The sequence below is a fragment of the uncultured Allobosea sp. genome (assembly GCF_945957345.1).
Taxonomy (GTDB): domain Bacteria; phylum Pseudomonadota; class Alphaproteobacteria; order Rhizobiales; family Beijerinckiaceae; genus Allobosea.
In genome coordinates, this window is record NZ_CAMFKW010000077.1 from 1 (window position 1) to 15,810 (window position 15,810).

17 protein-coding genes are annotated in these 15,810 nt (G+C 65.6%); 8 read left to right on the forward strand and 9 right to left on the reverse strand.

The genetic code is table 11. From position 1 onward, the window contains the following. Both Q0Q36_RS23630 and Q0Q36_RS23635 read left to right on the forward strand, forming a co-directional pair. On the forward strand, nucleotides 1-365 hold a 365-nt coding region (locus Q0Q36_RS23630; protein WP_293802034.1), incomplete at its 5' end, for a CoA-transferase. A 38-nt stretch (nucleotides 366-403) separates the two neighbouring features. Continuing rightward, nucleotides 404-1,501 (forward strand): lyase family protein, encoded by a 1,098-nt coding sequence (locus Q0Q36_RS23635; protein ID WP_293802036.1) that lies wholly within the window; start codon nucleotides 404-406, stop codon nucleotides 1,499-1,501. A 78-nt stretch (nucleotides 1,502-1,579) separates the two neighbouring features. Here Q0Q36_RS23635 and Q0Q36_RS23640 read toward each other — a convergent pair whose 3' ends face one another. The 8 genes from Q0Q36_RS23640 to Q0Q36_RS23675 all read right to left on the reverse strand — a co-directional run bounded on the left by Q0Q36_RS23640 (nucleotide 1,580) and on the right by Q0Q36_RS23675 (nucleotide 10,236). Further along, the gene (locus tag Q0Q36_RS23640) at nucleotides 1,580-2,782 is read right to left on the reverse strand and encodes a CoA transferase (RefSeq protein ID WP_293802038.1); all 1,203 of its coding nucleotides are present in this window, start codon (nucleotides 2,780-2,782) and stop codon (nucleotides 1,580-1,582) included. Beyond that, nucleotides 2,779-3,930 (reverse strand): acyl-CoA dehydrogenase, encoded by a 1,152-nt coding sequence (locus tag Q0Q36_RS23645; RefSeq protein WP_293802040.1) that lies wholly within the window; start codon nucleotides 3,928-3,930, stop codon nucleotides 2,779-2,781. Before Q0Q36_RS23645 ends, Q0Q36_RS23640 begins: the two co-directional genes overlap by 4 nt. Nucleotides 3,931-3,968: 38 nt before the next feature. Continuing rightward, a complete protein-coding gene (locus Q0Q36_RS23650; RefSeq protein ID WP_293802042.1) occupies nucleotides 3,969-4,934 on the reverse strand; it encodes a tripartite tricarboxylate transporter substrate binding protein in 966 nt (321 codons plus the stop codon). Nucleotides 4,935-5,111: 177 nt separating this feature from the next. Then, nucleotides 5,112-5,867, reverse strand: coding sequence for a citryl-CoA lyase (locus Q0Q36_RS23655; RefSeq protein WP_293802044.1), 756 nt, complete (start codon nucleotides 5,865-5,867; stop codon nucleotides 5,112-5,114). Next, nucleotides 5,864-6,367 carry a MaoC/PaaZ C-terminal domain-containing protein gene (locus Q0Q36_RS23660; protein WP_293802046.1) on the reverse strand — a complete coding sequence of 168 codons (504 nt, stop codon included), beginning with the start codon at nucleotides 6,365-6,367 and terminating at the stop codon, nucleotides 5,864-5,866. The genes Q0Q36_RS23655 and Q0Q36_RS23660 overlap by 4 nt, the downstream gene beginning before the upstream one ends. After that, nucleotides 6,367-7,938: a class I adenylate-forming enzyme family protein gene (locus Q0Q36_RS23665; RefSeq protein WP_293802048.1), complete on the reverse strand. Its 1,572-nt coding sequence runs from the start codon at nucleotides 7,936-7,938 to the stop codon at nucleotides 6,367-6,369. The genes Q0Q36_RS23660 and Q0Q36_RS23665 overlap by 1 nt, the downstream gene beginning before the upstream one ends. 43 nt (nucleotides 7,939-7,981) lie before the next feature. Further along, on the reverse strand, nucleotides 7,982-9,208 hold the full coding sequence (locus tag Q0Q36_RS23670; protein ID WP_293802050.1) for an ABC transporter substrate-binding protein: 1,227 nt from the start codon (nucleotides 9,206-9,208) through the stop codon (nucleotides 7,982-7,984). A 170-nt stretch (nucleotides 9,209-9,378) separates the two neighbouring features. Further along, entirely contained in the window at nucleotides 9,379-10,236 is an 858-nt protein-coding gene (locus tag Q0Q36_RS23675) for a p-hydroxycinnamoyl CoA hydratase/lyase (RefSeq protein ID WP_260348526.1), read from the reverse strand. A gap of 60 nt (nucleotides 10,237-10,296) precedes the next feature. Between Q0Q36_RS23675 and Q0Q36_RS23680 the strand changes: the two genes are divergently transcribed. After that, nucleotides 10,297-11,277: a LysR family transcriptional regulator gene (locus Q0Q36_RS23680; protein ID WP_293802118.1), complete on the forward strand. Its 981-nt coding sequence runs from the start codon at nucleotides 10,297-10,299 to the stop codon at nucleotides 11,275-11,277. Nucleotides 11,278-11,477: 200 nt separating this feature from the next. On the opposite strand, the gene pcaQ is transcribed toward Q0Q36_RS23680, so the two are convergent. Beyond that, nucleotides 11,478-12,482 carry a pca operon transcription factor PcaQ gene (pcaQ, locus tag Q0Q36_RS23685; RefSeq protein WP_293802120.1) on the reverse strand — a complete coding sequence of 335 codons (1,005 nt, stop codon included), beginning with the start codon at nucleotides 12,480-12,482 and terminating at the stop codon, nucleotides 11,478-11,480. Between the two features lie 99 nt (nucleotides 12,483-12,581). Between pcaQ and pcaD the strand changes: the two genes are divergently transcribed. The 5 genes from pcaD to Q0Q36_RS23710 all read left to right on the forward strand — a co-directional run. Then, entirely contained in the window at nucleotides 12,582-13,376 is a 795-nt protein-coding gene (gene pcaD, locus Q0Q36_RS23690; protein ID WP_293802122.1) for a 3-oxoadipate enol-lactonase, read from the forward strand. After that, nucleotides 13,369-13,764, forward strand: coding sequence for a 4-carboxymuconolactone decarboxylase (pcaC, locus tag Q0Q36_RS23695; RefSeq protein ID WP_260348521.1), 396 nt, complete (start codon nucleotides 13,369-13,371; stop codon nucleotides 13,762-13,764). Before pcaD ends, pcaC begins: the two co-directional genes overlap by 8 nt. A 130-nt stretch (nucleotides 13,765-13,894) precedes the next feature. Beyond that, nucleotides 13,895-14,638: a protocatechuate 3,4-dioxygenase subunit beta gene (gene pcaH, locus Q0Q36_RS23700; RefSeq protein WP_293802130.1), complete on the forward strand. Its 744-nt coding sequence runs from the start codon at nucleotides 13,895-13,897 to the stop codon at nucleotides 14,636-14,638. Continuing rightward, a complete protein-coding gene (gene pcaG / locus Q0Q36_RS23705; RefSeq protein ID WP_260348516.1) occupies nucleotides 14,638-15,264 on the forward strand; it encodes a protocatechuate 3,4-dioxygenase subunit alpha in 627 nt (208 codons plus the stop codon). The genes pcaH and pcaG overlap by 1 nt, the downstream gene beginning before the upstream one ends. 59 nt (nucleotides 15,265-15,323) lie before the next feature. Further along, the coding region (locus Q0Q36_RS23710; RefSeq protein WP_293802132.1) for a beta-ketoacyl synthase N-terminal-like domain-containing protein at nucleotides 15,324-15,810 on the forward strand (487 nt) is incomplete at its 3' end.

Genomic DNA, 15,810 nt, shown 5'->3' on the forward strand with positions numbered 1-15,810 from the left:
CCATCCTCGGCGCCATGGAAGTGGCGGCCAATGGCGACATCGCCAACTGGACGATTCCAGGCAAGATGGTGAAGGGCATGGGCGGCGCGATGGACCTCGTCGCCGGCGTCAAGAAGGTCATCGTCGTGATGGACCACGCCAACAAGGCCGGCGAATCCAAGGTGCTGGAGCGCTGCTCGCTGCCGCTGACCGGCGCGGGCGTGGTCGACATGATCATCACCGATCTCTGCGTGATGACCTGCGACAAGGCCAATGGCGGTGGGTTGACCCTGATCGAGCTCGCGCCCGGCGTCAGCCTCGACGAGGTCAAGGCCAAGACGCAGGCCGCCTTCGCCGTCGCCCCAAGCCTCGCAAAGGCCGCGTGAGCGGGTTCCTCCGCGCAAGGCCGGCGACCACCCCAGCCATGCTGGCCGCGTTCTCGGACGCGGCCACGTTGCGTCACGCCCTCGCCTTCGAGGCTGAGCTCGCGCGCGCCGAGGCGGCCGAGGGCCTGATCGGCACGGAGGCAGCCGAAGCGATCGCGACGCTCTGCGCGTCGATCGCGATCGATCCCGCCGAACTGGCGGAGGAAGCGGCGCTCGCCGGCACGCTGGCGATCCCGCTGGTGACGCGGTTGCGTGCCGCCCTGAGCGACGAGACGGCCAAGGCCCTGCACAAGGGCGCGACCAGCCAGGACGTTGCGGACACCGTTCTCGCCTGCCAGATCCGCGCCGCGAGCGACCTGCTCGACCGCGACCTGACGCGCATCACGGCGGCGCTCGCCATCCTCGCCCGGCGCCATGCCGCGACCCCGGCCATCGCCCGCACGCTGTTGCAGGACGCCCTGCCGATCGGCTTCGGCCTGCGCATCGCGCAATGGCAGGCCGGCATCGCCGAAGCGACCAATCGCCTGCGCCATGAAATCGAGGCAGGCGCCGTCCTGCAATTTGGAGGCGCCGCCGGTTCTCGCGCCGGACTCGGCGGCAAGGCGGCGGCCGTCTCTGCCCGCCTCGCCGCCGCGCTCGGCCTGCCCGATGCGCCGCCCTGGCACGCTCGCCGCGGCGGCATCGCCGGAATCGCGACAGCGCTCGCCATCACCATCGGCGCGCTCGGCAAGATGGCGCGCGACGTCTCGCTCCTCGCCCAAAGCGGCATCGCCGAGGCCCGCGAGCCTGCCATTCCCGGCCGCGGCGGCTCCTCCGCCATGGCCCATAAGCGCAACCCGACCGGCTGCCAGGTCGCGCTCTCGGCCAGCCTGCGCGCCCCCGGCCTCGCCGCCGGCATCCTCGCCGGGCTCCCGGCCGAGCAGGAGCGCGGCCTCGGAGGCTGGCAGGCGGAAGGCCCCGCGCTGGCCGACCTCTTCCTGCTCGCGGCCGGCGCGGCCGAGGCCATGGCGGCGGTCGCCGAAGGGCTGGAGATCGACGAGGCCGCCATCGCGCGCAATCTCGCGGCGGCCGGGCTCGGCGACGACATCGGCGAGAGCGCGGCCCTGGTCGTCGCGTTGATCACCCGGGACGGTTGAGGAACGCACGATGCCTTTCGCGACGAGCAGCGGCGCCCGCATCTACTGGAAGCTGGACTTCGCTCGAAATGCTCTAGCTTACGTGTTCTGGCCCCCCTCCTTTCCGAATTTGAAATCCGCCCTGCCCAGCACGTCGTCGTTATGTTCTCCAGGCGTGGGAGGGGCCTTCATGGCGGCGATCGGGCGGGCGCCGTCAACCAGGATCGGGCAATGGATCGCCGGAACGGCGCCGCGTTCCCGGTGATGCAAGGTAGTGGCCGATCGCAGAGCCTCTATCTGCGGGTCGACGAGGACGTCGGACAGGCTCAGTACAGGGGCGAACGGCACATCCGTGGCGCCGAGAATATCGCTCCATTGCCCCCGCGGCTTGGCGGCGAACCGCAAGGCGAGTTCGCGCTGAAGCTCGACGTAGTTCCGCACGCGATCGAGATGCCGGTTGAAGCGTGCATCCGCCGCCAGTTCCGAAGCCCCGATCGCGGTGACGAGGGCTTCCCAGAACTTCTCGCGCGTCGAGAGATGGATCGCAAGCGCCAGGCCGTCGGCACAACGGAAGACGAAAGATTGGGAGACCGCCACCCTCGAGAAGCGATCGGGCTGCCGGCCGGCGGCCGCCGCATTGGCATATGCGTCCGGAATGAAGGCCATGGAGGCCTCGATCATGTTGACCTCGAGGCGACGCCCCGCGCCCGTGCGGCCACGTTCAATCAACGCCGCCAGGATCGCGTAGCACGCATACATCCCCGTGACGTTGTCGGAGATCGTCGGGCCGAAGGCGAGAGGCTCGTCCGGGTCGATCATGAGGCCGGCGATCCCGCTCAGTGCCTGAGCGATGCCGTCGAAGGCCGGTCGCCGGCGATAGGGCCCGGTATCGCCGAAGCCCGTGATCGAGCACTGGACGAGGCGCGGGTTGCGGCGCCTCAGCTCGTCCGGTGCTAGCCCGACCTTGGCGAGCACGCCTGGCCGGTAATTGTCCAGAAGCACGTCGGCGGTGTCCACTAGCGCGAGCAGGGCGGCGCGATCGTGATCCTGCGCCAGATCGAGGATGACGCTCCGCTTGTTGCGGTTGTAGGCAAGGAAGGTCGGACCGTAGTCGCTTCCGTCCGTGCGACGGAACGGATCTCCGCCGGGCGGCTCGACCTTGATGACATCGGCGCCGAGATCGCCCAGCATCTGACCGGCGAGCGGCCCCGTGATGACGGTCCCGAGATCGACGACCCGAACACCGTCCAGCATGCCCGGCATCGCCGTTCCCCGATCTGCTGCCGAAAGCCATCCGCTCATGCAAAGCTCCTGAAAATCTCACGGGCCAGCGCCACACGCATCACCTCGGTGGCGCCCTCGGTGATCATGAAGCTGCGTGCGTCCCGCCACATTTTTTGAACGGGCAGATCGAGGCTCAGGCCGGACCCGCCGTGGATTTGCAGGCATCGATCGGCGGCCTTGAAACCGAGTTCCGTGCAGCTGACCTTGACCATGTAGCTTTCGTGCCGCTCCAGCGTGCCCTGGTCCGCCTTCCACGCTGTCCGATAGGCGTTGAGCTGCCCGAGCGCGTGCTCGGTGAACATGTCGGCGATCATGAACTGGATCGCCTGCCGGTCGCTCAGCGGGGATCCGAAGGTCACGCGGTCGCGTGCATGGCGGGTCGCCATCTCGAGACAGCGCTGCGCCACGCCCAGCCCGCGCGCCGCCTGATACAGGCGCCCCGAGGTCAGCCAACTCTGGCTGAGGCGCATTCCCTCGCCTTCCTTCCCGATCAGATTCTCCGCGGGAATGCGGACATTTTCCAGAACGAGCTCGCAGGTCACGTCGCCCATCATCGTCCCCGACCGGCGCGCGATCGAGACGCCCGGCGTGTCCATGTCGACGAGGAACATGCTCAGGCCGCGCGTGCCGAGGCCGGGCTCCGTCGCGGCCACGAGCTGGAGGAAGTCGGCGCGCTCCGCATGCGAGATGAAGCGCTTCGCGCCGTTGATGACGTAGCCGTCGCCCTGCCGCTCGGCGCGCGTGCGGATCATGCCGGGATCGGCCCCGGCATCCGGTTCCGTCTGCGCGAAGGCGGTGCGTTTCTCGCCCCGCAGCACGGGGTCGAGATAACGCGCCCGCTGGGCCGCATCGAGCCTGAACAGGACCGCGCGGACCTCCGGCCCGAATATGCCGGGCCCGCGTGGCGGCAGGGCGATCGTTCGGGCGAGCTCCTGCCAGACGACGGTCATGCCGAGCAGGCCGAGCCCCATGCCGCCATGCTCCTCCGGCACGTCGAGCAGCCAGAGCCCGAGCTCCCGCGCTCTCGCTTCAAGGTGCAGGCGGATCTCCGGCTTGAGATCGGGACCGTCCATCGCCTCCATCTCGATGGGAATGAGCTCGCGATCGACGAAGCGGCGCACCATCTCCTGGAGCTGCCGCAATTCTTCCGGCAATGCGAAGTCCATGAGCTTCCCCCTGGGGTCGGAGCGGCGGCGTCAAGCTGCTAATCGAGCTTTGATCCGGTCTGTGCGATGATCTGCCGGTACTTGCTCGTCTCGGCCTTGACGAAGGCGGCGAAGTCCGCGGCCGTTCCAGTGAAGATGTCCGCACCCATCTCGTCGATCCGTGCCTTGACCTCGGGGGCCGCCAGCGTCCGCCCGATCTCGTCATGCAGGCGGACGAGGGTGGAAGCGGGTGTCTTCGCCGGAGCGACCAGGCCGTACCAGGTGACCACCTCGTAATTCGGGAAACCCTGTTCGGCGACGGTCGGCAGATCGGGCAGCCGCGGCAGGCGGGTGGCGCTGGTCACGGCGATCGGCCTGACCTTTCCACTCGCGATGAAGCCGTCCGCAACGGAAACGCCCACGAGCATCATGCTGACCTGGCCGCCGACCACGTCCTGAAGCGCCGGCGCGATGCCGCGATAGGGCACGATCCGGACATCGATCCCCGCCTTCATGCGCAGCCACTCGAAGGCGAGTTGATGCGGGCTTCCGCCGCCGAGCGATGCGAAGGTCAGCGAGCCCGGATCGCGCTTGGCCGCGTCGATGACCTCCGCCAATGTCCGGAACGGCACTTTCTCGGTGTTGACGATCAGGACGAGCGGCACCCGGATCAAGCCGCTCACGAATGCGAAATCGTGTTCGGAATCATAAGGCAGTGGGCGGCCGTAGCCGGGATTGATGGCGTGGGAGTCGGTAATGATTCCCAGCGTCTGTCCGTCCGGCTTGGCGGCCTTGACAGTGCTCGTGCCGATCAGCGTGGCAGCGCCCGGCTTGTTCTCGACGATGAAACGCTGGGGCAGGCGCCGGCCAAGGTCGTCCGCCAGAATCCGGGCGATCGTATCGACACCACCGCCTGCCGGATACGGCACGACGAGCGTCACCGGTCCCGTGGGCCAGTCCTGAGCTCGGGCAGGACCGGCCATCACTGCGGCAAGCATCGCAAGCAGGAGCATAAGGTGCTTCATTGGGCTTCCTCCTGAACGGCGCCGCTTTGGCGGTGCGCCTTTTCGTTGCAGCGCTATCGGCAGGGCACCCGCCATCCCCTCGACATCTGCGGGCTACCCCGATCGTGGAAATCTCCCCCGACGTCTTGTTCTGCTGAGCCTCTCCCGCGAACCGATGCCCAATTCGCGCGAAAGGCCCTAGCTCGGCTGATAGACGACGTCTTCCTCGATCTTCCGCCACAGCCGGTTCGCGATCGGGTTGGCTTCTTCCTCCCCGATCTGGGCAACAAGTCCGGCCGACCGGGACACGACCGCGACCCCCCGCATCAGCGAGGCCGGAAAGCCGAGATCCATCAGCACGGCCGCAATGGCTCCCGTCGCATTGATCGTGAGGTGCCGGCCGGAAGCCGCATCCAGCTCGCGCGACAGAAGCTGGATCGCGGCGATATGCGCACCCGCGACGGCGCCTTCCCGCGCGATGGCGAAGAGACGCAGCGAACGGGGATCGTCAGGCTTGTGGAGATGATGCCCGAAGCCAGGGATGCCCTTCTTCGCGTGCCGGTGCTCGCGAACGATCTCGCGCGCGGCTTCCTCTCCGACAGGCGCCGCAACGATCCGCGCCAGGAGGGACGCCGTCTCCTGCATCGTGCCGGCGAACTGTCCGCCGACGCCGAGCAGCCCTGCGGCGATCGCACCCTGTAGCGAATCCGGTGCCGCCAGATAGATCATCCGGGTCGCGATCGCCTGCGGCGTCATGCCGTGCTCCATCAATGCGACGAGCACGGCGTCGAGCACCCGGACGCCGCCCGGATCGAGCCGTCGCCCCACGACGAGGAGGAAAAAGGCTTCGGCGAAGGACATCGTCCCCATGATGTCCTTGGAGAGGTCGTGTCCGCGCAGGACGACCTTGTCGCTCGTCGCCTGGCAGAGGCCGGTGGTCATCGGCTGGGTCATCGCTGCGCTCCGGATGGCGGGGCATGGTCGGGTGGGAAGAAGGCCGCACCTGCGCCCGGCGGCAGGCGCAGCATCACGGCAGCCGTGCCGTCCTGCAGGACGACGCCATCGTGCCTGGCGAGGCGTAGCGTTCGCTCCACGATGTAGCGGGCCCGGTCGCTCGTTATCCGCTTGCGCAGGATCTCGATCTCGAGATGGACGGTGTCGCCGATGAACATCGGCGTGCGGAAGCGCCAGTCCGTCAGCCCGATCGCGCCGATCATCGGATCCGCGAAAGCCATCGCCTGGGCTTGCAGTCCCATCGCCAGAGAAAGGCCTAGGCTCGCATGCATCAGGCGTCTGCCGGCGGCCGTCCGGCGCGCATATTCCTCGTCGGCGTGGATCGCGTGCCAGTCGCCGACGAGCATCATGAAGAGAGCGTGATCGGTTTCGGTCAGTGTCCGGCCGGCCGAGGTGAAGCGCTGGCCCGCCTCGATCTCGTCATAGCGAAGCCCTGCCATCAGGCTGCTCCCGGGAAGGCGCCGCGAGCAGCCGATCCATCGGCCGCGGAGGTCCGGGCGCGCAGCGCCTTCTTGTCGACCTTGCCGTTGAAGAGCCGGGGAAGGTCGGTCGTGAACTCGATGAAACGGGGTTTCTTGTAGCTCGCGATCAGGCTCCGGCAGTGATCGATCAGGGCGGCCGGCGTCGGCTCGGCCCCGTCTCGCGGAACGATCCAGGCCTTGACGCTCTCCCCCCATTCCGGATCCGGCACGCCGGTAACGGCGACCTCGCGAACGGCGGGATGCGACATCAGCGCATCTTCGACCTCCCGGCTGTAGATGTTCTCGCCGCCGGAAATGATCATGTCCTTGGCGCGGTCGGCGATGAAAAGGAAGCCGTCCCGGTCGAGGAAGCCGATGTCTCCCGTGCGGAACCAGCCGTCCCGGACGGCCGCGAGCGTCAGCGCGTTGCCGTTCCAGTACCCGCTCATCAGCCCTTCCGATCTGACCGCGACCTCGCCGAGTTCGCCGGGGCCGCACCCGGTTCCGTCCGGCCTGACGATGAGGGCGCTGACGCCGAAACAGGGCTGGCCGGCGGAGCTGAGCCGCTGCACCTCGTCCGGGGTGCCGTCCAGCCGGTGCTGGAAGGGCTTGAGGATACTGACCGTGATGCACTCGGTCATCCCGTAGATCTGGAGGAAGATCGGTCCGAACGCCTCCATCGCCCGCCGCAGCAGAGGGACAGCCATCGGCGCCGAGGCGTAATGGATCACTCTCAGTCGCGAATACGCGGTGGCGTCGAGATCCGGATGATCGAGGAGCCGGGCGACCATCGTGGGGGCAAGATGGGCGGCAGTGACACCGTCCTGCGCGAAGGAATGCAGGATCGCCGCGGGATCGAACGATCGGTGCAGAACGGTGGTTGCGCCGGCGAGCCAGAACGCCATCTGCTCGATCTTCCCGCCGATATGGAAGAGCGGCATGACGATGAGCATGCGGTCGTCCGTGCGCGCCTCTCCCTCCCAGGCGATCACGGAGGCTGCCGCGAGGAGCGCGCGATGGCTTATCATCACGCCCTTGGGGCGGCCGGTCGTCCCGCTCGTATAGATGAGGCTCTCGATGTCCTCCTGATCCACCTCCACCCCCGGACGCGACGTGTCCTCGGAGCCGATCATCTCCTCGTAGGAGCGCGCCCAGTCGGGTGCGGAATCGAGTGCGACCAGCCATCTGATGCCGGGCGCATGCCTCAGGAGCGCCGCCTTTGCCTCGGAAGCTCCGTCGAAGATCAGGATCTGCGGCTCGCAGTCGGCGATGATCCCGGTGAGCTCCGGGACGGCGAGGCGCCAGTTGAGATTGACGGTGATCATCCCGGCCGCGCCGACGCCGGCGAAGATCTCGAAATACTCCGGTCGGTTCTCCGCCAGGACCGCCACGCGTGCCTGCCGGGAGAGGCCGAGTCGAAGGAGCGCGTTGCCGAGCGCGAAGGAGCGCTCGGCGAAGCGCTCATGCGTGAGCGTCCGTCCCTCGAAGACAAAGGCCGCCTCCGAGCGTCGCAGCCGGGCGTTTCTTTCGACGACGTCGGCAAGAACCATGCCTCTCAAGGATGCCTCCGTCCTTCGATCCGCCCGTTCCGGATCACTTCGTCGTCATGCTGCCGAGCAGCGGGCAGCCGCCTTCGGCCATGGGCCTGAAGGCGGCATCGCCCGGCACCGTGCTGACGAGGTCGTAATAGTCCCAGGGCCGCCTGGAATCGGCCGGGCGCTTCACCCTGAAGACGTAGTTCTCGTGAATCTTGCGCCCGTCGGCCCGGACCATCCCGGTTCCGAATGCGTCGTCGTCCGTCGGCAGTTCCTTCATCTTGCGCACGACCTCGGCCCCGCTTTCCGCCTTTCCGAGCGCATGGATGGCCCGCAGATAGTGGACGACCGCGCCGTAGGTCCCGGCCTGCATCATCGTCGGCTTGCGCCCGCGATTGCGGTCGCTCCATCGCTGGCTGAAGGCGCGCGTGCGGTCGTTCAGGTCCCAATAGAAGGTTTCCGTGACGAGCAGGCCCTGCGCCGTCTCGAGGCCGAGAGCGTTCGCGTCCGTGATGAGCATGGCTAGGCCGACGATGGTCTGCGTATCGGTGAGGCCGAACTCGCGCGCCTGCTTCGCGGCCCGGCCGGTATCCTCGCCTCCGTTCGCGAGAGCGACGACCTCCGCGCCCGATGCCTGCGCATGGAGCAGATAGGACGAAAAGTCGTTGCTGTTGATCGGATGCCGGACGGAGCCGACCACGGTGCCGCCGAGGCGCGTCAGGGCGCGCGTCGCCTCGTCCTGCAGGCTGTGGCCGAAAGTGTAGTCGGCCGTGATGAAGAACCAGCGCTTCTTGCCCGCTCTGGCCAGCGACTCCGCCAGCGAGGTCGACTGCCCATAGGTGTCGTAGGTCCAATGGATCGTATTCGGCGAGCACTGGGCGCCGGTCAGGGCGGTGGTGCCTCCGGCGGAGACGAGGCAGACCTTGTCCTTCTCGCGGGCCAGCGTGTTCACGGCGAGGGCGACCGCCGAGTTTCCGAGATCGGCGATGGCATGCACGCCGTCCCTGTCGAACCATTGCCGGGCGATGTTCGATCCCAGGTCGGGCTTGTTCTGATGATCGGCCGCGAGGATCTCCACGCGCCGGCCGGTCGCGGCACCGAACTCCTCGGCAGCCAGGCGGGCCGCTATCACCGAGCCCTCCCCGGTGCTGTCCGAGAACACGCCAGACTGGTCGTTGAGAACCCCGATCCGGATCGGAGCCATCGATGCCTGGGCCCAGCCGCGCTGCGGCAGCGCGCCGAGAATTGCCAGTCCCGCGAGCGCGCGGCGCGTTATTCCAGCCACAGCCTGTCCTCCCCCGATTTTATATTATTTCTATCTACATACGGCCGCCCGCATCGTGCCTCAACGCGGGAAGCGTCTCCCTGCATCACCTGCGTGAATACACGCCATCAGCCGGATCAATCCTCACGGGGCGCCAGGGCCCGCGGATGTCCAGCCGGCCTTACGCGACCTCAGCCTTGCCCGATCTTGGCGTCGTGGCTCTCCAGGCCCGGCTTGAACTTTCCCTTCAGGAAGTCACCGATCCCCTCGGATTTCCATGCATCGCCCTGGCGGACGACCAGCTCCTGCTCCTTGGCGAAGGAATAGGCCATGGCGGCGTCCCAGCTCATCTCAAGCGACATATGGTAGGCTTCCTTCGTCGCCGCCATCGCATGAGGATCCTTCGCGGCGAGCTCACGGGCCAGCTCCATGGTGGTGGCTTCGAGCTCTGCCTTGGGTACCGCGAGGTTGACGAGGCCGATCTTCTCGGCCGTCAGCCCGTCGAAAGGCCGTCCCGTCATGCCGTACCAGAGCGCATCGCGCGGGCGCAGCAGATTGGCGAGGCTCTTGCTGACGCTGCCGCCCGGGAAGAGCTTGAAGTTGATTTCGGAGAGACCGAAGGTGGCTTCCTGCGCCGCGACGGCCAGATCGCATCCCTCGACGATCGAGAAAGCTCCGCCGAAGCAGAAGCCGTTGATCATCGCGATCGTGGGCTTCGGATAGTTGCGCAGCGTCCGGGCCCGCCATTCGACGGCCATGCGCCAGACGCGCTCGTATTCGGCCGGAGCGTCCTTCAGCGCGATGAAGAACTCCTTCAGGTCCATGCCCGCGCAGAAATGATCCTCCGCCCCGGTGATGACGAGAACGCGCACCGCGTCGTCGTCGCGCAGCAGCGCGAGAGCGCGCGTCATGTCGCGATGCAGCGACGGGCTCATCGCATTGCGTTTCCGCGGGCGGTTCAGCGTAATCTTCGCGACGCCGTCCACGACGTCCACTAGGAGAGTCTCAAAGGTGACGCCGCCTGCGGCCTCTGCCGACCCGTTTTCCATGAGCTCGAAATCCCGCTTGGTGACATGGGGTGGCGCGCATAGCCTGTCGGAAGAAAGGTCTTGAATGCGCCCCGTGAGCGACCGTTATCCCGAGCGCAGGCGATCGACGAATCCGAAGACGTAATAGGCAATATTCATCGAATGGATACTGACCGGATCGATCTGAATCTCCTTCGCCTGATGCGTATCGTCGACCAGGAAGGAAGCGTGACGCGCGCGGCCGAAAGGCTGGGCTTGTCGCAGCCTGCCGTCAGCAATGCTCTCACCCGGCTGCGTCGCACGCTGGGCGATCCGTTGTTCGTGCGCAGCAGCGCGGGAATGGAGGCGACTCCGCGCGCCCGGCGCGTGCTGGATTCCTTCGATGCGGCCCTTGGCATGATCCGCCACGGCCTCGGCGCCGATCCGGGCTTCGATCCGGCGACGTCGGACCATATGTTCGAGGTGCTCATCTCCGATCTCGGCGAGATCGTGTATCTGCCGAAGCTGATGCGGCATTTGCAGGCAAATTCACCCAATATCCGCATCCGGGTGCGTCAACTGGCACGAGGCGGCTACGGGCATGCGCTCGAGGCGGGCCTTGCCGATCTCGCGATCGGCTACTTGGCGAATCCGCGTGGCAGCTTGCGATCACGGCCGTTGTTCAGCGACTGTTTCGTTTGCATGGTCCGGCGTGATCATCCTGTCTTGGATGCACCGCTAACGCTTGAGCGGTACCTGCAATTGTCCCATATCTCGATCGTCAGGGCCGGAGCGCGGGAGAGCCTTGTGACGGCGAGCCTCGGGGCATTGGGCGTGGAGCGCCAGATCGCACTCGTCATACCCCACTTCGCAGGCGCCCCCCAGATCGTTGCCACGACGGATCTGGCGGTCACCGTTCCCAGTAAACTCATCGATGCCTACACGGCGGCAGGCGTTGTCAGTATTCCGCTACCCTTCGCGATACCAGACATCCGCCTCGCCATGTTCTGGCATGAGCGATTGCAAGAAGACCTCGCCCATCGCTGGTTGAGAGATTTGTTCGTTCATCTGTTCGCGAATTAGGCAGCTCTTCGGAGACCGTTTGGGAGCATTCTCCTGAAGTCGGCATAGCCGCTTCGGCAGCTTTGTCGATGATGGTGATGTCTGCGAGCGCACTCCGTTCTAGCGCATTTTCGAGCGAGGCAGATGCCGCGCGCGTAACGGAAACGCGATAAAATAAAGGCTTGGAGCAATTCTGCGCTTCACGGAATTGCGGAATTACTTTATTCGGATCGGCTTTGAGTAGCCGGCCGCAGCTCTCCTGTATATTGCTCCACCTTGACGTCAAGCCTTGTCCGAAAATTGATAGCAGACCGTAATGAAGCTATAAATAGCTGAGCCGGGAAAGGCAGATCGGTATCCGTGCGTGTCGTGAGGCCGACGGGACCGATCGTGTCGTCGGTATCGATCGGCAAGGTCATGAGTATGCCCTTGGCGACATCCTCGGCGACCACGCCTTCGGAAATAACCCAAATTGCATCCGTTCGAAGCAGATAGTTCCGAGCGAAGGCATCCGAGACAGTTTGAATTTCACCCTCGGAGGGCTGAACCGAGTGCGCCACGAAAAAGCGCTCGACGGTCGATTGTATGACGGAGCCGGGCGGTGGAACCAGCATTTGATAGGTTGCGATGTCGGAGATACTGAAGCCGGCGACTCCGAGGAGTGGATGCCCCGGGCGCACAGCAAAAGCGATTGGCTCCGAGTAGAGATATTCGAATGCCAAGCCCTTCATTGTCTCCGGAGAAGCCATGCGCCCGACAACCAAGTCGATGTCGCCCAGGCGCAATTGAGACATGAGCACGTCGTTGGATCCAGTAACAACCCGAAATCTCAGGCTTGGGATGCTCTTCGCGAGATCCGCAAGGGCTGTTGGCAATATTCTTGCTGAAACCGTCGGCAAAGCGCCGATGGTAAAGATCGACTGCTCGGAGGCTCTGTTCTGGCCAACCGTCCTGATGCCTAATTTGAGAGCCGTGACGCTGGAAACCGCGTAGCGCAGAAAGACTTCCCCTGCAAATGTCAGCACCATCGACCGACGCTTCGGTTCGAAAAGAGCTGCTGACAAGGCCGTTTCCAGCTCGTGAATGGTTTTGGAGACTGCGGGCTGGCTGAGACCAAGCGCCGTGGCCGCTTTGACGGAACTCTTGAGGCGGGCAACCTCGATGAAGCATGTGAGATGGCGAAGCCTGATCCTTCCATCCAAGCGAACAAATTGGGCTCGTGGCATTTAGAATAACCTGGAAGTTATCGTACAAGGCGATAATGCCATTTAACATAAATGAATTTTCAGGTCATGTTGAGGCCTCGGCAAGGGCATGGAAGTTCGATGGCATTCACGCGGCTCGGCCACGGCCTGGTTCATTGGCGCGAAAGCGGTCCAGCCGGCGCGCCTGCCGTGGTCCTGGTCAATTCTCTCGGCACGGATTTTCGCATCTGGGACGAGGTCGCCGCGGCATTGTCCGCCAATTGGCGTATCATTACATATGACAAGCGCGGCCATGGTCTCTCCGAGGTGCCGCCGGGGTCCTATGCGATCGGGGACTTCACGGACGACCTCATCGGGCTTGCCGATCATCTCGGCCTGAAGCGCTTCGCTCTCGTTGGCCTTTCAATCGGCGGGCTGATCGGGCAGGATCTGGCCGTGCGGAGGCCTGAGCGCCTTACGGCGCTGGTCCTGGCCGATACCGCCCCGAAGGTCGGCACGGCCGAGAGCTGGAATGCGCGCATCGAGACGATCCGCAAGGGCGGGCTCGCGGCGATCGCCGATTCGGTCATGGAGCGCTGGTTCACGCCCGCCTTCCATGCCGGGCGGCCGGATGATCTGGCCGGCTGGCGCAACGCGCTGCTGCGGCAGCCCGCCGATGGCTATATCGCGACCTGCCAGGCGTTGAGCCAGGCGGATCTGACGAATGCGATCGGTTCGATCCCGGTGCCGACGCTTGCCGTCGTCGGCGACGGTGATCTCTCGACGCCGTCCGATCTCGTGCGGGAGATGGCGCAGCGCATCCCAGGCGCGGGCTTCGCACTGATCGAGGGTTGCGGACATATTCCGCCAGTCGAGCAGCCGGACCGGCTGCTCACGCTGGTGACGGAGCATCTGGAGAAGCACGGACGTGGCTGACGCACAGGATCGTTTCACCCAAGGCATGGCGACCCGTCGGTCCGTGCTCGGCGAGCGCTATGTCGCCGCGGCGGTCGCGAATACGGATCCCTTCACCGAGGATTTCCAGACGCTGATCACCGAGAGCGCCTGGGGCACGGTCTGGTCGCGCGACACGATCAGCAAGCGCGAGCGCTCGATGCTGACGATCGCGCTGCTCGCCGCGCTCGGCCATCATGACGAGGTCGCGATGCATATCCGGGCGACGCGCAATACTGGCGCCAGCATGAGCGACATCAAGGAAGCGCTGCTGCATGTCGCGATCTATGCCGGCGTGCCGGCGGCCAACCACGCCTTCAAGATCGCCAAAGCGACCTATGCCGAGATGCAGGACGACCAGGCAGACTGAACCCGTCCCGCGCTCGGGTCGCTAGACGGCGAGATCGCCATAGATTGAGCAAGATCAAAACCAGTCGGGCCGACCCCGTTGTAAACTAACCCGATTCAACGAGAGACGCTCCACCTAGGGAGGCGCCGCAATGCGCAACGAAAATTCGAGCCATCAGGGCGGCTCGTTCTACCAGCGCGACCGGAACTGGCATCCGCCCGCCTTTACGCCGGAATACAAGACCTCGGTGCTGCGTTCGCCGAAGAACGCATTGCTCTCGCTCGGCAATACGCTCTCCGAGATGACTGGGCCGGTCTTCGGCCACAACATGCTCGGGCCGCTCGATAACGACCTGATCCTTAACCACGCGAAGACCGGGGAGCCGATCGGTCCCCGCATCATCGTGCACGGCCAGGTGCTTGACGAGGACGCGCGGCCGGTGCGCGGCGCGCTGGTTGAATTCTGGCAGGCCAATGCCGGCGGCCGCTACCGCCACAAGAAGGAGACCTATCTCGCCGCCATCGACCCGAATTTCGGCGGCTGCGGGCGCACCATCACCGACGACGAGGGCCGCTACTGGTTCCGCACGATCAAGCCCGGCCCCTATCCCTGGCCGAACGGGGTCAACGACTGGCGTCCGGCCCATATCCATTTCTCGATCTTCGGCCAGGCCTTCGCGCAGCGGCTGATCACCCAGATGTATTTCGAGGGCGATCCGATGATCTGGCAGTGCCCGATCGTGATGGGCATCCCCAGCCGGGAGGCGGTGGAGCGGCTCGTCGCGGCTCTCGATCGCGAGGCGACGCTGCCGATGGACACGATGGCCTACAAATTCGATATCGTACTGCGTGGCCGGCGCTCGACCCTGTTCGAGAACCGGATGGAGGGCAACTGATGGTCCAATCGCTCCGCCGCCTCAGGGAAAGCCCGTCGCAGACCGCCGGCCCCTATGTCCATATCGGCGCGACGCCGAACTTCTCCGGCATCGAAGGGGTCTATCCTCACGATCTCGGCTCGCAGCCACTCTCCCCGGAGGTGAAGGGTGAGCGCATCGTCGTCACCGGCCGCATCTTCGACGGTTCGGGCACGCCGATCAAGGACGCGCTCATCGAGATCTGGCAAGCCGATGCGCTGGGACTCTATCCGGGCCAGGGCGAGCGACGGGGCGAGGCCGACCCGCATTTCCCCGGCTGGTTCCGCCAGCCGGTCGACGGCACCACGGGCGTCTACCGCTTCGAGACGATCAAGCCGGGCGTCGTACCTTATTTCGACGGCCGCGCGATGGCCCCGCACATCACCTTCTGGATCGTGGCGCGCGGCATCAATATCGGGCTGCATACGCGGCTCTATTTCGGCGACGAGGAGGCAGCCAACATGGCGGATCCGATCCTCGGGCGCATCGAGCATCGCGTACGTGTCCCGACGTTGATCGCCGCCCGCACGGACGAGGACGGCATGCCCACCTACACTTTCGACATTCGCCTGCAGGGCGAGAACGAAACCGTCTTCTTCGACATCTGAGGCAGCGGAGAGCCGCCTTTCCAGCCTCGCCAGTCAGCGGCGAACAGAGTACCGACGATATGACCGAAGCCTTCATCTGCGCCTATTTCCGCACGCCGATCGGCCGGTTCGGCGGCTCGCTGTCCTCGGTCCGGGCGGACGATCTCGGCGCCGTGCCGCTGAAGGCCCTGGTCGAGCGCAACCCGGGAGTGGATTTCGGCGCCGTCGACGACGTGATCTACGGCTGCGCCAACCAGGCGGGCGAAGACAACCGCAACGTCGCGCGCATGTCGCTCCTGCTCGCCGGCCTGCCCAAGGAGGTGCCGGGCACGACCATCAACCGGCTCTGCGGCTCGGGCATGGACGCGGTCATCGCCGCCGCGCGCGCGATCAAGGCCGGCGAGGCCGAGCTGATGATCGCCGGCGGCGTCGAGAGCATGTCGCGCGCGCCCTTCGTCCTGCCCAAGGCCGACAGCGCCTTCTCCCGCCATGCCGAGATCCACGACACCACGATCGGCTGGCGCTTCGTCAACCCGCTGATGAAGGCGCAATACGGCATCGATTCCA

Excerpts from the sequence above, each read along its gene's own strand:
- Q0Q36_RS23635 (WP_293802036.1), top strand. The coding sequence starts at position 404 with ATGCTGGCCGCGTTCTCGGACGCGGCCACGTTGCGTCACGCCCTCGCC.
- Q0Q36_RS23640 (WP_293802038.1), bottom strand. The coding sequence starts at position 2,782 with ATGAGCGGATGGCTTTCGGCAGCAGATCGGGGAACGGCGATGCCGGGC.
- Q0Q36_RS23645 (WP_293802040.1), bottom strand. The coding sequence starts at position 3,930 with ATGGACTTCGCATTGCCGGAAGAATTGCGGCAGCTCCAGGAGATGGTG.
- Q0Q36_RS23650 (WP_293802042.1), bottom strand. The coding sequence starts at position 4,934 with ATGAAGCACCTTATGCTCCTGCTTGCGATGCTTGCCGCAGTGATGGCC.
- Q0Q36_RS23655 (WP_293802044.1), bottom strand. The coding sequence starts at position 5,867 with ATGACCCAGCCGATGACCACCGGCCTCTGCCAGGCGACGAGCGACAAG.
- Q0Q36_RS23660 (WP_293802046.1), bottom strand. The coding sequence starts at position 6,367 with ATGGCAGGGCTTCGCTATGACGAGATCGAGGCGGGCCAGCGCTTCACC.
- Q0Q36_RS23665 (WP_293802048.1), bottom strand. The coding sequence starts at position 7,938 with ATGGTTCTTGCCGACGTCGTCGAAAGAAACGCCCGGCTGCGACGCTCG.
- Q0Q36_RS23675 (WP_260348526.1), bottom strand. The coding sequence starts at position 10,236 with ATGGAAAACGGGTCGGCAGAGGCCGCAGGCGGCGTCACCTTTGAGACT.
- pcaQ (WP_293802120.1), bottom strand. The coding sequence starts at position 12,482 with ATGCCACGAGCCCAATTTGTTCGCTTGGATGGAAGGATCAGGCTTCGC.
- pcaD (WP_293802122.1), top strand. The coding sequence starts at position 12,582 with ATGGCATTCACGCGGCTCGGCCACGGCCTGGTTCATTGGCGCGAAAGC.
- pcaH (WP_293802130.1), top strand. The coding sequence starts at position 13,895 with ATGCGCAACGAAAATTCGAGCCATCAGGGCGGCTCGTTCTACCAGCGC.
- pcaG (WP_260348516.1), top strand. The coding sequence starts at position 14,638 with ATGGTCCAATCGCTCCGCCGCCTCAGGGAAAGCCCGTCGCAGACCGCC.